Genomic DNA, 13,511 nt, shown 5'->3' on the forward strand with positions numbered 1-13,511 from the left:
ACGGCTATGAACGGCCGAAAAAGCGGCATGCGAGACGAGGCGTATTGCGGGTACGCGCAGGTTATATGCCCGGCGAGTTCTCCGAAGGTTTTGCAAGCAGATCGCGTTCGAATCGGCCATATCGCAATGCAAGTGTGGGTAAAACGAGAAGGTTCAGTGCCGTTGACGTAACTAGCCCCCCGAGAATCACGATGGCCATCGGCCCTTCAATCTCGTTGCCAGCGGCACCGCTGGTCAGCGCGAGCGGCACGAGCGCGAGTGCTGTCACGAGCGCTGTCATCAGGATCGGAATTAACCGTTCGGATGCGCCCTGCACTGCGGTCTCCGGTCCCCAGGTACGGCCATCCACGTGCACCAGGTGTTCGTAGTGACTGATCAGCATGATGGAGTTGCGCAACGAAATCCCGAAGAGCGTCACGAAACCTACCATGCCGCCTAACGACAGAGTACCGCCCGTGAGCGCTACGCTCAGGACGCCACCCACCAAGGCAAACGGTAGGTTGATCATTACCAGGACCACCCCTCGACGACTCTTCATCGCGAGAAACAACAGCATCGCAATGCCGAGGAGCGAAATCGCTCCGTACACGACCAGGTCATGCTGAGATTGTGTACGCGCTTCGTTCTCGCCCGTGAACACGGCATACGTTCCCGACGGCAACGTGATTTCCCGGCTCACACGCGCCTGCGCCTCCTTGACGAAATCACCGACCGCCCGGTTGCCTAGGTTGACTGAGACGGTTTGCATGCGTCGACCGTTGTCGTGCATGATTTGATAGCGGCCCGACACCTGACGTATCGACGCCAGGTCTCGAAGCGACACGGCAAGTCCATCCGGATTGCGCAACTTCAGCGCACCGATATCGTCAGGTGTCGCCCTGGCCGATGGCGCCAGGACGACGACGACATCGTATGTTCGGCTGCCTCGGTAGATCTGGGAGACGGTGGTGCCCTCATTCGCCGCCTGGATGGTGTCGAGCACGTCGAGCGGCCGGAAGCCCCAGCGGCTCAATGACTCGGGTTTGAGCCTGACTTCCAGCTCAGGAATGTCCGGGGGAGATTCGACCCGGACGCTTGCCGCACCACGAATCGAACCCAGTAGTTGAGCGATCTCCTGCGCCTTGCGGTCGATGACGTCGAGATTGTCGCCGAACACGTTCACGGCCACAGGCGCCGTCGCACCCGATATCGTCTCGTCGATCCGTTCAACGAGAAACGTATTGACCGACGTCGTCAAACCCGGAAAGCGAGCGAGTGCCTGTTGGATGCGGTAGAGGGCCCAGCTTTGGCCAGTCGCGCTCATTGGCGCAAGATCGACCTCGAATTCTGAAAGCTGAACGCCGGTCGGGTCGACGACGCCATGGGCACGCCCCGCCCGTTGTGCGACCAACCGAACACCGGGCACCTTCATCAACACTTGCGACACTCGGGCGCCGACGCGCATCGATTCTGCAAGCGACGTGCCGGGGGCAAGCCCCATGTGCACGATATAGTGACCTTCGCGAAGTTCGGGGATGAAGTTGCCGCTCAGAAGCGGTAACGATCCGAGCGCGACGACGCACATCAGCCCAACGGCGATCATCACGGACCTCACGTGCTGCTCGACCGTCAGGAGCAGCGCTGCATAACGAGCCTTCAGGCGGGCAATCAGACGCGGCTCATGCTGTGGCAATGGCCCGCCTACCAGTAGCGCCAAGGCCAACGCGGGTGTGACGGTGAGTGCCACGCCAAGCGACGCGAGCACGGCCAGGATGTACGCAATACCAAGCGGCGCGAACAATTTTCCAGCGACGCCCGATAACGTCAGCACCGGCAGGAAGATCAGCATCACGATGAACGTCGCGAACACCACGGCGCTGCGCACTTCAAGCGAGGCGCGCAGCACGACGCGATAGGCCGGCTGCGGCGTCGGGAAGGTCTGATTCTGCCGCAGCCGCCGATAGATGTTCTCAACGTCGATGATGGCGTCGTCGACCACTTCGCCCAGCGCGATCGCGAGCCCGCCGAGCGTCATGGTGTTCAGACTGACGCCGAATGCGGTCAGAACGATAATCGCAACGAGCAGTGACAGCGGAATCGCTACCGCTGAAATGACGGCCGTGCGCACATTGAGCAGGAATAGGAAAAGGACAGCGATCACAAGCGCCGCGCCAACGAGCAACGCAGTGCGGAGGTGGCTCAGCGCCGCATCGATGAAGCTGGCGGGCCGGAATACCTCGGCGTTGACCTCGACGCCTTGCTTCGCGAGAATCGGCTTGATCGACGCCAGCGATGTCTCGATGCCTTTTGTCACCTCGAGCGTATTGGTGCCATATTGGCTTTCCAGAACAACCATTACGCCGGGATGCGCCATGATCGATGCGGCGCCGACCGCCGGCGCAGCGCCCCACGCCACGGTGGCGACGTCCCCAATGCGGACGGCAGCACCATGGCTCCAATGCAGCACCACGTTGGCCAGCGTCTGCGGCTCGGCGATCTGACCGTCCGCGTTCACCGCGATACGCTGGTTGTCCCCCTCGATGAACCCGGCGCCCTTCACTCCCGTTGATGCTTTCGCGGCGGCGACCACGTCCTGGATCGATAGCCCATAACGTATTAATTTGGTCGGATCGACCTGGATCTGCATCTGCCGGGTCTGGCCACCGAAAACAATGGCATCGGCAACACCGGGAACGCTCATGAGTTGCGGTCGCAACGTCCACTGCGCGATATCGTATAGCGCCTGAAGTGAGCGCGTGTTGGATGTCAGGCCAATCGTTCGCACAACGCTTGTCGTCGTCGTCAGCGGCAACAGTCGTGGCGGATGGACGCCCGACGGTAGCGTCGCGGCCAATTCATTGACCCGCTCGGACACGAGCTGACGGACCTGCATCACATTCGTATGCTCGTTGAATACGAGCGTGATGGCCGACAGGCCCTGCATCGACCTAGATCGCATCGACTGGAGTCCGACAAGGCCGCCCAGACCGTTCTCCAGCCGCTGTGTCACGAGCGTCTCGACTTGCTCGCTGGTAAGGCCCGGTGCTTCTGTTTGCACGATGCTCATCGGCGGAGCGAACTCGGGAAAGACGTCGAGCTTCGCGCGCGTGAGCGAATAAACGCCATAACCGGCCGCGACGACGGCCAGCGCGTAAATGACGCCTCGAAAGCGCAGTGAAAAGCGAATGATCGCGTTAAGCATGAGGGAACGTATCGGTCGGTGCGCGTTGCGGTGGGCGAATTAGTCGTCGCACTCCGGAGGGTCTTTGCAGACGGTGGCGATACCTCGCGGCTTGAGTTCTTCGGAAAGCAGCAACTGCGCGCCTTGAATGACGACCTGATCACCGGCGTGGAAGCCCGGCGTATGGCTCACGCTGGGATCACCGTCGCCCGATCCGGGAACGAAGCGGCGCGTGAAGCTGTCAGGCGCGGTCTTGACATACGCCCACCGCTGTCCGCCATACCAGAGAACGGCGCCCCCCGGAACGACAAGTGACGCCTTCGCCGCGCCAGTTGCAGGAAGATTGGCGAGTGTTCGCGTGCCGGCCGGGAGCATCTGGGAGACGAGGTAAAGCCAAGGCTGGCCCTGAAGGGCAGGATCGGTGCTCGGCGCCGCCGAGAGTCGCTGCGCTGGCAACGTCTTGCCATCCGGCGAATCGACGGTAATCTGTGGCGGGGCATCGGTGCCGTTGCCCGCCGGAAGCGTGACACGCAGCACAGTCGCTTGCCCGGCCCGGAGATGCTCCATGACGCGGGATGTCGGTGCCTGCGCAGCCGCGGCAAGCGCCTCGCCGAATTGCTGGCGTAACGTCGCGCCGAGTCCGGCCACTGCGATCTTGGCGGAACGCAGTTTTGCGTCGTTCGCCCGCATCATGGCATTGGCATCTGAGACGGACTTGCGGGACACATTTTGATCATCTTCAAATAGTGTCCGACTCCGTGCATATTGGTCGCGCGAATTGTCCGCCTGCGCGGTGAGCGTGTCGAGATCCGCTTGCGCGGCGGCGAAGCGGCTGCGCAAATCGAAAAGGGGCTGCAAATCAAGCACTGTCGCGTAGGCCGGGCGCGTCTGTTCGCGTGGCGCGTCGATAAGCGATGTCACCTCGATATGGCTCGCGCGTTGAGCATCCGGCGCAACCACGACGACGGTTTCCCCGTTGACCGTACGTACGGAAGGTTGTGAAGTGTCCTTCACGGCAGTGCCGGCAGCCGACGGCTGAAGGGAAAGTGTCCGATAGACGTACCAGATGGCACCAGTTGCCAACGCGATCGTCGTGGCGCAGAGAATGATCCAACGTAGCTTCATTTGCGCAACTCCTTTTCAGTCACAGACGGCTTCAATGCGGGGGCGTCGCCAGTAAGAGGACGCTGCACGGCGTCTTCGAGCCGACCCGCCGCCTGTTGGGCACTGATGGCGGCATCGAGCCGGACGAGCTGATTCGTCTGGAAATCGGCACTGGCCTGTGCATAGGTCAGTCGGCCGGCATCCCCGGCCGCAAACGCCGCGGCCGTACTGTCAAGCCGTCGGCGGGCTGCTGCGAGGCGCGCGTCCTCGATGCGCAGCGTTTCCACGTTCGCCTGATAGAGGTCGAGCGCCCTGTCGATCTCGCCGAGTATCGTGTCTTGCAGTGCTGCCGTTCGCGCAGCCGCCTCCTTGCGATTCGCTTCGGCTTGAGCGATGCTGCCTTGGTTTTGATTGAAGATCGGCAGGTTGATACCGGCGAGACCGAACGCGATTTTGTGTGTGCCGGTGTCGTAGGTGTAGCCAGGCCCCAAATGAATGTCGGGATATTGCTTTGCCACTTCAAGCTGTAGCGCGGATTCGGCGGCGGCGTAGTCGGCAAGCGACATGCGCAGATCCGGACGATTGAGGATCGCCGCCTGACGCACATCGGCGTCGGGCGGTGCCGCCGGAACCATGCCGAACATTTGGAGTTCGAGCTGAACAGCGTCCAGCGATCGCGTCGGAACACCGATGGCGGAGGCGAGTTGCGCGCGAGCGCCCTGCTCCGCGCCGCGAACTGTCGCGAGCTCTGCTTGTGCTTGCGTGGCTGCAACGATGGCAGCGTCGACGTCCGGTCCGGCGTTTTCGCCGACGGCACGGCGCTTCTCCACCATCGCGACGATCTCCCGGAGGACATCGGCCTTGCGCGAGAGCAAAGTCGCCTTCTCACGAGCGGCGTATATCGCGAGCAGCGTATCGCGCACCCGTGCCTGCACTTTCCAAGCGGTGTTCATGACGCTCAACCGAGCGGATTGTGCAAGGTGTGCGGCCTGCTCGACCCGATAGCCTCGCTTTCCGGCAGTTTCTATGGGGATGTCGAGCGCAAGGCCCCACGTGTAGGCGGTTCCAGGCCCAGGATTCGGCGACGAGCGCTGGAACGGCAACTGCAACACGGGGTTTGGCAGCGCGTCGGCAACGTCGATTCCACTTTTTGCTGTCGCCCACTGGGCGCGTGCGACGCGGAGTTCCGGACTGAAATACCACGCCGCCAGCGTCAACATTGGGAGATTCCAGCTAGCCTGGGATGATGGCGGGACGTCGCGGCCCAGTTCGCGCCGCATGAATTCACGTAGGCCTTCATCGGAAAGCGTGCGCAACTCGAATTGGTGCGCGAGCGTCGCCGGCGAGATTGGCTGCGCGTGGTAGGTGGCGCAGCCTGCCAGACAAAGTAAAAGAATGAGCGGTGTTTGGCGCACGTCAGCACCCTCGCGTCTCGTTGCTGCCCAATGGGGCGGTCAAGACGGGATGCTACGCAACGCGATGTGAAATTTTCGTCAAGAACGTCAGCGATTGAATGTCGCGTCGCGTTGGCGGGTTAAACCACCGGGAGCCGCAGGGAGACTCGGGTCCCTTGGCCAAGTGCGCTGTCAACGGTGACCGGCCAGCCGTAACGCGCGCAGAGTTTCTGCACGATCGCCAGGCCGAGGCCGAAGCCACGTGCGACGGATTCGGCTTGATCGCCGCGATAAAGTCGATCGAAAATGTGCGGCTGCGCCTCCTTGGCGATGCCGCTCCCGCTATCCTCCACGCACAATCGTCTGTCTTTCCACGCCAAGCGGATGTGACCGACATCGGTATAACGCACCGCGTTTTCGATCAAGTTGGATAATACGATCGTCAGCGCGGCGTCGTTGATGTCGACGCGTAGGTCCATTGGCACTTGGACAACGAGGTCGATATCCTTTGCCCGGATCCTTTCTGCAAATGGATGAAGCACTTCCGTGACAAGTGAGGCAAGTGCCACAGGCTGTGTTGTTGAGGATGTTTCCTCGCGAGCCAATAGCAACAAGGCGCTGACCAGTTCCCGCATATGGTCTGCCGCGCGCTCGATCTGTGCAATCCGCGCACGTGCTCTGTCGTCGAGCCCCGGGGCTTGGTCCAACAGTTCGCAGCTCGTTTTGATGGCGGTTAGCGGCGTGCGCAACTCATGGCTGACGTTGCCGGTGAACTCCTTTTCTCGCGCGACCATATCGGCCATGCGCCGGTGGAAGTCATTGAAGGCGTCGACAAGGCCGATCAATTCCTGCTCATCGAACTCGCCCGACTGGATTGAGGGCTCGGAATCCTGACGGAGCTTTGTGACCTGATTTGCCAGGTTTGCGACCTGACGAACTAACATGCCTGACAAGCCAAATGCCAGCCAGATCGCGACTAGCGCGAACACACCCGTGGTCGCCATGAGTGCGTTAATGACTTCTTTGAAATGTTTCTCGTAGACGCTGAAGTTATAGACTCGGTAGAGTCGTACGTGATTGAATGGGACAATGGTCACGTGGATTTCGCGCCCGTCGGCAATCAGTTCGTGCGTGCCGGGAGGAAGCTGAGCGACAGTGGTGGGCAGTGCCGGAGAGGAGCTGTCGGCCGCGGAGAGATAGCCGTTGAGGCGATCATCGAGAGGGGGTAACGTCGACGGCGCGGCTTCGTAACCTCGCACCACACTCGCGATATCGTCACGAATCAACGCGGTGATCAGTCGTTCTTCTTGCGCCTCTGCGAGAAGCCGGACACCGAGTGCTTGTGTCACCAGCAACACAATCGTGACGGCCGAGAATGCCAGCGCGACTTTCTTACGAAGACTGAGGTGCATTGGCGTTGCCAGTAGAAAGTCGATAGCCGAGTCCGTGAACGGTCTCGACGAGTTCCGCGTCGCCGGGCTTCGTCAAAGCCTTGCGCAACATATAGATGTGGGTGCGCAATGTGTCGCTTCCTGGCGGTTCGCCTCCCCACACTTCCGTTTCGAGTTCCTGGCGCGTTAGCACTCGATCGGGCGCCAACATGAGCAAACGCAAAATGTGAAGGCATTTGGGTTGGAGCTTGATCGGGCGGCCGGCGCGCTCGACAGCAAGCGTCTGCAAATCGAGCGTCAGGTCGGCGAACCGCAGCGCCTGTGCGGCCACCCTGCCGCGATAGCGCTTAATCAATGCGTCGAGACGCGCGCCGACTTCCTTGAGCGAAAAGGGCTTGACGAGGTAGTCGTCCGCTCCGTGACTAAAGCCCATTAGTTTGTCATCGAGCGAATCCCTCGCGGTTAGCATGAGCACAGGCGTATCGCGATGCGCCTGCTGACGCAGCGCACGGCACAGTGCCAGCCCGTCCATACCCGGCAGCGAAATATCAAGCAGGATCGCATCCCAGGCGTCGGAAAGCGCGAACTTGAGTCCTGCGGGACCGTTCGCTGCGAGATCGACTTGAAAACCACGGCTTTCCAGGTAGTCGTAGACGTTCGCTGCAATGGCTGCGTCGTCTTCGATGATAAGTACTTTCATGTTGAGGTTGCTAACACTGCAATACTGGGAAACGGACGAACGGTACCCAAAGCGCCCTACCTGAGAACCGCTCCTCGCCTTCGTCAAACTCGCGCCAGTAGATCAGTTCCATTCCAGTTTTCCTATCCGACTCGCTTACCATGTTGGTTGATGAGACCGATCAATGCTTCGCGATCGATCTCCCACAGCTCCCGACTTTCTTCTCGCGGCCCTTTGAAGTGATTGCAGGAATCGGCGAATACATCCAGAGTGACCATTGTCCCATTGCCTGGCAAAAGTACGGCGCGGTTGCTTTTGTCAAAATGTCCGCTCGACGACTCGTGAAAGTAGTCCACCAACACCAACTCGCCCTTCGGGCCGGGATTTTCGGTTGTTGCCATTACTATCCCCCTAACGTTTTCCTACATCAGAAGCTCAGGCTCCGCGACCAGAATTTCACGGGCCCACGGTTGCATATTGAACGGAAAATTAAGGCCATATGAAACGGACGACGCTCGGTATAGCACTCCCTTCCCTTCCAAGCCGCGCACGGCACCATCGTTAAGGCTGTAATCGATTGATGCCGCTTGGTTGCGGATATAGGGAACGAGAACTGCCTTCTCGTCTGGCGTAAGCGTCGTGAGCCACTTTCGTCTGACCTTTCGCATCCGTGCATCGCCGAGCCAGGAGCCGAGGACGTTGAAGATCCAAGTGAGTCCATGCGCGAGCAGATAAGCGCAGGACGCCAGCAACGCGACTCCGACCCACATTCGGTACTTCGTGAGAAAGTCGACGAGGCCCGCTGCGTCAACAAGATGTGCCGGAGCGTATAGCAGAGCCCCGCTAGCGAACGCGATGGCAAGTAGAGGCTTCACGGCAATTTGGCCAACTGCTTTTATACCCTCGGCGGCATCCCCGATCATGCCCATGTTAGCGTATCCCCTTTTCCTATCCAGCCAGTGTCTGCTTCAAGGCGTAAGCACCGAGTGCCTTAATGGCATCAAACGTCAGCTCGATGCCCTTCTTCTTGGCGTTGGATTTAATCGAATCCCAGATTGACGATGACCGCATAGTATCGAGTAGATCGTGCCCGGACATCGTAAGCCTAGGCGCGGAACAAGCGAACGAGAAATGGTTGTCTGCCCCACGGAGCACATGAAGACCATCAACATATCCACTGTCGATTAGCAGTTCGAGATGCCCTGCGATTCGCTCTTCAATTTTCCGCCGCTCTCTGGCAAGAGCGTCATATGACTCCCAAGTCAGATCATCTGTCCACTTCGGCGCATCCGGAATATCTGCCAGCGCATCATTCCCGGCCTCTATGTCCGTCAGCTGTTTGCGCAGTAGGTCCCAGTCTCGCTTCATTGGCTTCCTCGTCACCCGCGACTAGCCAGGGCGCGCTCGATTTTCTTGTCGGTCTTGTACTGGCTCAGCGCATACACAGACCAGATCGCAGCCGGAATCCAACCGATGATCGTGAGTTGGAGAAGCAAGCAGATGATCCCCGCGAAGGGACGTCCGATCGTGAAAAATTGAAGCCAAGGCAAAATCAACGCAAGCAGCAGACGCATGTAGTTCCTCTTACGATATCAGTCCCGGCTTCCGGCCGGTTCGGGGCGTTTCACGCCAGGCAAACCCTTACTCGCAGATCGAAATGATCTGGTTCAATTGCTCGCAGGCGGCCAAAAAAACTTCCTGCGGTGCCTGCTTCCACGGATGCGGCTTCGCGCCGCGCGCCCGCCAGTCGAAGGACTTCGGCTGATGCCCTAAGACGTAGCTGGTGACGTTTTTCGGCCCCTTGAACTTGATAGCGAACGGATTGGTGTCGTTGTACTCTGCCATCGTCATAGGCAGGCCAATGACGATGCTGGTTGTCTCGTTAAACGCTCTAGGCGACAGGACGAGCATCGGATGCATATTCTTCATTTCTCGACCGACTTGTGGATTGCAGTCGATCCAGATGATATCGCCGCGATCCGGTGCCCAAGCGACCTTCGACATCAAAAAGCCTCCGCGCCAACAGGGGTTGCCGCCATAGCCTCTCCGCCATGCTTAGACAGGTCGAACTTGGCGAGCTTTTCAGCAAGGGTGAGCTTACGAGGGCAGACAGGCTTTACGGTGACGCCAACCTCATCGGTTGTCACCTCCACCTCGAGGCCCACCTCGAAGTGCGCAGAGCGCGCGACTGCGGCAGGAATCCGTACCGCCAAGCTGTTTCCCCATTGCTGAATAGTCAGTGTTGCCGTCTTTGCCATGATGATTCACCTCCATTACGTATCTACGAGTATAGACATGATCTTTCGGAGTTTCAACGTGTATCTACTTTTCGCATCATCAATCGATGGCTCAGGTACACGCAGCGCTGGCGGCAGCCTTTCGTGATCGCTGCCCGCAGGCTCACTTCTTCTCGAATTAGTCCGGAGGGCTGGAGTACGTCCGCCACTTCGATGCGGGCAATTTCGGAGATCCGCATCCCGCAGGTGAAGCCGAGCAGCAGAATAAGCGCGTCACGCTCGGGGTGCCGACTGGTGGCCTCGGTCACGCGGAGCAGGTGGCGGATTTGGGCAGGTTTGAGTGTCTTGGCGCGTTTGATGTGCATGGTTTCTCGGTCCTCGTAATGCGCTCGAAATTGAGCCTGTTACGAGAGAGAAACGCCGGGCGCTCCTTTTCACTATAAACGCCCGTGGTTTCTGCCGTCCTCGGAAAATGGCGCAGAAACCTCTCCCATGCTTCCTTGGTTTGTGGAAGCCCAGCGCCAACGAGAAAATTACAGGGAAGTGCGGGCGACACAAACTCCCGGAGATCTCGACTGATCTCGCGCAATAGCACACCGCCCCCGGCGACGGCAGTGACCACAAGCCCCCGCTTCGCAGCTGACAGTAAATCAGCGGCCAGCTCGCGATATCCGATGATTCTCGGCCGTGTCCCCTTGGGGCTTACGATGATCTCGGCAGCCGACCTAGCTATCGCTTCCGATCCAACATCATCTGTGAATCAGCGTCGGTGCACACTAGTCTTACTGTGTCAATAAACCAGCATTGACCGCTGAACAAAACGGACATCGCTGGATCCGGCGCGCGATGTATGCAGCGATACGCCAGCGCAGCGTGGTGATGGAATCAGCCACGTGGCGCTGCGTGCGCTGCGGACCCGCGTGGCACGTAATCCGAGGGTAAGGCAAATGGGTCGCGGATCGAGGAGTTTTTTTTACTGTCGCCTTGAATGAGGCGTTGAGCAACAAGAAACCCATAGGCGGCAATACACAGCGATGCATGGTGATGGAATCCACGCCAGCCACGTCCTTCGAAGTGTCCCAGGCCGAATTCCTGCTTGAGATCCTGATAATTCCGCTCGATACGCCAGCGCAGCTTGGCAACATGAACCATGCGTTCGAGCGTCGTGTCTGGGGGCAAAGTCGAAAGCCAATATTTGAGTGGCTCCGCATCATCTTCGGGCCATTCGATCAGCAGCCATTCCTCATCGCGCAGTGTGGAGCGCCAGTAATCGCGATGTGAAGCACGCACGCGCACGGCGGCAAAGCGCGAACTGAGCGCGGCGCAGGTACCTTCACGCCAGATCACGTTGCGATAGCGCGAGGCATCGAGCGTCAAGGCCAGATCTTTGACTCCGATCGGCTCATGCCCTGGCGCGCGCCGTAACAAGCTACGCGGCCGGCCCGATTTCCCCGCGGAGGATTCGGGTGGTAGAGGAGCGGTGCCCGGTGCCCATACGCGCGTGTTCGAGCGAATGCCCACCGCATACTGCAGCCCGAGCTCGCTGACGGCCTCGCGAAACGAGGTGTCGTCTCCATAGCCCGCATCGGCCAACACGATACCGTCGGGCGCGCCGCTTTGCCGTGCTTCGTGCAACTGCCCGGTCGCAATCTCCGGTTTGGTTGCAAACTCAATTTCCTCGGGCACGCCGGCTTTCTGTCGTCGCGCGGGATCGTCGCTCCATTCACGCGGCAGATGCAGTCGATACGACACCGGTAGGCTCGCATCTTCCGTCGCCACCGACAGGCTCACCGCAACCTGGCAGTTGTCCTGCTTGCCCAACTGACCGCAGTATTGCCGCGCCACGCCGACCGAATGCTTGCCCTTCTTGGGAAATCCCGTGTCGTCAATGATCCAATACAACCCGCCAGCCGGGTCCATATGCGGCAGCACCCAGCGCCGCACCTGCTCGAGCAGCGCCGTATCGAACCATTCCGACTTCGCCACGAAATGATGCAACGACTGGTGCCGCGCGCTCACGTGCTCCGGTTCCAGATGCGCCGCCAGCGGCTCGACGCTCTTGCGCCGAATTGGCGGCATCAGCCCTTGGCAATAGCCCCTTCAATCCTGATTCGCGATCGTTATGCCCAAGCGCTTCACACAAATGTTCCAGATACGACTCGAATGACGTTTCCCAGTCCATCATTCCTCACGCCGTGGATGAAGAAGTTTCTATAATGGCATGAATTTATTGACACAGTAAGACTAGACATCATGACCTGAATCGGCTGGCAGAATTGAACCCATATTCTATCCACGGCAGAGTCCGCAACCGTTTTTCACCTATTTTCTGTCGCGCCACAGAAATGCACTTAATTTGTGTCCGCGTTGATGGACAAAAATCTGGGTGTCGATGCCGTTCGTTAATTTGTAAGCGATTGATTTTATTATTTATTTTTGCTGGCTGCGAGTGCCCTATTTTGTGTCCGCCAACTACTTCATCCGATTTGCAGATTCGTAGCAGTTTTTTGTCGCGGAAATGGACACTTGCAGAATCGTAGCGAAATTGTGTCCTCCGCGGCTTGAGGAGACTGCGGCGGAATCCCGGATATTCTGGAGGTACCCTACAGCTTACCTGTGGTGTGGATGATGGGCAGTAGCAGATCTAACGAGTTGATGCTATCGATGCCGAGGTGCCTTGCGCCCGATCGGTCAAGGAGAACCGATCGCATACCCACAGAATTCGCACCCGCGTAATCACAGGCGCGGGAATCACCGACCATTACAGTGTGCCGGACATCGACCGCAAGTTCTTCGCATGCCAGTTCAAATATTCGGGAATCTGGTTTGAGCAGCCCCGATTCAAATGACCAGATGCAGGCCGTTGGTCGGATAGGCAAACAGTCGAGCGCCGGTTCGGCGTATGGGCTAGCCAGATTGGACAGAAGTCCGATCTTAATACCCCCTGCCCTAAGGCATCGCAGTGTTGTGTCGGCGTCGGGAAAAAGACTGATGCTTGCCAATTCGATCTGTAACTCTCTCTTTACCTGCTCTAGCGTTATAGCACTGGCGTCTACGTACGTGGCCATATCCTCAATTGTCATGCGTCGAGTCATTGCCATTTTGATCGCCATGCGAGGATCTCGAGACAGTTTCGCTAACTTTAAGAACGGGCGCTTCCTTTCGCCGACGTTGCAAACCGTTCCGTAAACATCGAGGAGTACGGCGTCAATTCTTGTGGAACGCTTTGGGATAGATTGGATCATCGTCGTTTGAAGGGGGCTTGGGTGACTCACAATCGCCGTCTCGGATCTTCACGCGTACGCTGTATTCTAAATTCATTGTGTGTGACCCTCTACCTTGCCGCGGCATTTGCGAACTGTCCTTCCCACTTGTTCGAATCACCTTAAGGCTTGCGCCACAGGTGTGCAATTCTGGATAAGTCCTTGAGCAGGCTTTGACGTGAAAGTTTGTTCCGAGGCCCCAAATAGTAAGCGGCTGGCGAACCCATCTTGCGGGTCTCGTTGTGCCGACAGATAGTGTCCGCTTAAATTTAAGCGGACGCGA

General features: G+C 58.8%; 13 protein-coding genes and 1 pseudogene. All 14 read right to left on the reverse strand.

All coding sequences use genetic code 11. The features are described 5' to 3' along the window. Positions 1-61 precede the first annotated feature (61 nt). The 14 genes and pseudogenes from PEP31012_RS22595 to PEP31012_RS24295 all read right to left on the reverse strand — a co-directional run bounded on the left by PEP31012_RS22595 (position 62) and on the right by PEP31012_RS24295 (position 13,210). Positions 62-3,181 carry an efflux RND transporter permease subunit gene (locus PEP31012_RS22595; protein WP_094068956.1) on the reverse strand — a complete coding sequence of 1,040 codons (3,120 nt, stop codon included), beginning with the start codon at positions 3,179-3,181 and terminating at the stop codon, positions 62-64. Positions 3,182-3,220: 39 nt separating this feature from the next. Continuing rightward, positions 3,221-4,285 (reverse strand): RND family efflux transporter, encoded by a 1,065-nt coding sequence (locus PEP31012_RS22600; protein ID WP_017234502.1) that lies wholly within the window; start codon positions 4,283-4,285, stop codon positions 3,221-3,223. Next, positions 4,282-5,679 (reverse strand): TolC family protein, encoded by a 1,398-nt coding sequence (locus tag PEP31012_RS22605; protein ID WP_172417179.1) that lies wholly within the window; start codon positions 5,677-5,679, stop codon positions 4,282-4,284. The genes PEP31012_RS22600 and PEP31012_RS22605 overlap by 4 nt, the downstream gene beginning before the upstream one ends. A 119-nt stretch (positions 5,680-5,798) precedes the next feature. Next, positions 5,799-7,070, reverse strand: a complete 1,272-nt coding sequence (locus PEP31012_RS22610) for a sensor histidine kinase (protein WP_094068958.1) — start codon at positions 7,068-7,070, stop codon at positions 5,799-5,801. Next, positions 7,051-7,749 (reverse strand): response regulator transcription factor, encoded by a 699-nt coding sequence (locus tag PEP31012_RS22615; RefSeq protein WP_094068959.1) that lies wholly within the window; start codon positions 7,747-7,749, stop codon positions 7,051-7,053. The genes PEP31012_RS22610 and PEP31012_RS22615 overlap by 20 nt, the downstream gene beginning before the upstream one ends. A 122-nt stretch (positions 7,750-7,871) precedes the next feature. Next, positions 7,872-8,129, reverse strand: coding sequence for a hypothetical protein (locus tag PEP31012_RS22620; RefSeq protein ID WP_017234497.1), 258 nt, complete (start codon positions 8,127-8,129; stop codon positions 7,872-7,874). Between the two features lie 21 nt (positions 8,130-8,150). Further along, entirely contained in the window at positions 8,151-8,657 is a 507-nt protein-coding gene (locus PEP31012_RS22625; protein ID WP_017234496.1) for a superinfection exclusion B family protein, read from the reverse strand. A gap of 19 nt (positions 8,658-8,676) precedes the next feature. Further along, positions 8,677-9,096 (reverse strand): DUF2513 domain-containing protein, encoded by a 420-nt coding sequence (locus PEP31012_RS22630; protein WP_094068960.1) that lies wholly within the window; start codon positions 9,094-9,096, stop codon positions 8,677-8,679. 11 nt (positions 9,097-9,107) lie between these two features. Beyond that, positions 9,108-9,302, reverse strand: coding sequence for a YqaE/Pmp3 family membrane protein (locus PEP31012_RS22635; protein ID WP_094068961.1), 195 nt, complete (start codon positions 9,300-9,302; stop codon positions 9,108-9,110). A gap of 67 nt (positions 9,303-9,369) precedes the next feature. Then, positions 9,370-9,732 (reverse strand): type II toxin-antitoxin system PemK/MazF family toxin, encoded by a 363-nt coding sequence (locus tag PEP31012_RS22640; protein ID WP_094068962.1) that lies wholly within the window; start codon positions 9,730-9,732, stop codon positions 9,370-9,372. Beyond that, entirely contained in the window at positions 9,732-9,986 is a 255-nt protein-coding gene (locus PEP31012_RS22645) for an AbrB/MazE/SpoVT family DNA-binding domain-containing protein (protein ID WP_094068963.1), read from the reverse strand. The genes PEP31012_RS22640 and PEP31012_RS22645 overlap by 1 nt, the downstream gene beginning before the upstream one ends. A 53-nt stretch (positions 9,987-10,039) precedes the next feature. Then, on the reverse strand, positions 10,040-10,330 hold the full coding sequence (locus PEP31012_RS22650) for a tyrosine-type recombinase/integrase (protein WP_094068964.1): 291 nt from the start codon (positions 10,328-10,330) through the stop codon (positions 10,040-10,042). A gap of 526 nt (positions 10,331-10,856) precedes the next feature. Beyond that, positions 10,857-12,147 (reverse strand): annotated as a pseudogene (locus tag PEP31012_RS22655) (IS701 family transposase); the annotation flags it as partial. A 421-nt stretch (positions 12,148-12,568) separates the two neighbouring features. Further along, the gene (locus tag PEP31012_RS24295) at positions 12,569-13,210 is read right to left on the reverse strand and encodes an HAD family hydrolase (RefSeq protein ID WP_150591462.1); all 642 of its coding nucleotides are present in this window, start codon (positions 13,208-13,210) and stop codon (positions 12,569-12,571) included. Positions 13,211-13,511 lie beyond the last annotated feature (301 nt).

Origin of the sequence: Pandoraea eparura, from assembly GCF_902459725.1 — a bacterium.
Classification (GTDB): Bacteria; Pseudomonadota; Gammaproteobacteria; order Burkholderiales; family Burkholderiaceae; genus Pandoraea; species Pandoraea eparura.

Excerpts from the sequence above, each read along its gene's own strand:
- PEP31012_RS22595 (WP_094068956.1), bottom strand. The coding sequence starts at position 3,181 with ATGCTTAACGCGATCATTCGCTTTTCACTGCGCTTTCGAGGCGTCATT.
- PEP31012_RS22600 (WP_017234502.1), bottom strand. The coding sequence starts at position 4,285 with ATGAAGCTACGTTGGATCATTCTCTGCGCCACGACGATCGCGTTGGCA.
- PEP31012_RS22610 (WP_094068958.1), bottom strand. The coding sequence starts at position 7,070 with ATGCACCTCAGTCTTCGTAAGAAAGTCGCGCTGGCATTCTCGGCCGTC.
- PEP31012_RS22615 (WP_094068959.1), bottom strand. The coding sequence starts at position 7,749 with ATGAAAGTACTTATCATCGAAGACGACGCAGCCATTGCAGCGAACGTC.
- PEP31012_RS22620 (WP_017234497.1), bottom strand. The coding sequence starts at position 8,129 with ATGGCAACAACCGAAAATCCCGGCCCGAAGGGCGAGTTGGTGTTGGTG.
- PEP31012_RS22625 (WP_017234496.1), bottom strand. The coding sequence starts at position 8,657 with ATGGGCATGATCGGGGATGCCGCCGAGGGTATAAAAGCAGTTGGCCAA.
- PEP31012_RS22630 (WP_094068960.1), bottom strand. The coding sequence starts at position 9,096 with ATGAAGCGAGACTGGGACCTACTGCGCAAACAGCTGACGGACATAGAG.
- PEP31012_RS22635 (WP_094068961.1), bottom strand. The coding sequence starts at position 9,302 with ATGCGTCTGCTGCTTGCGTTGATTTTGCCTTGGCTTCAATTTTTCACG.
- PEP31012_RS22640 (WP_094068962.1), bottom strand. The coding sequence starts at position 9,732 with ATGTCGAAGGTCGCTTGGGCACCGGATCGCGGCGATATCATCTGGATC.
- PEP31012_RS22645 (WP_094068963.1), bottom strand. The coding sequence starts at position 9,986 with ATGGCAAAGACGGCAACACTGACTATTCAGCAATGGGGAAACAGCTTG.
- PEP31012_RS22650 (WP_094068964.1), bottom strand. The coding sequence starts at position 10,330 with ATGCACATCAAACGCGCCAAGACACTCAAACCTGCCCAAATCCGCCAC.
- PEP31012_RS24295 (WP_150591462.1), bottom strand. The coding sequence starts at position 13,210 with ATGATCCAATCTATCCCAAAGCGTTCCACAAGAATTGACGCCGTACTC.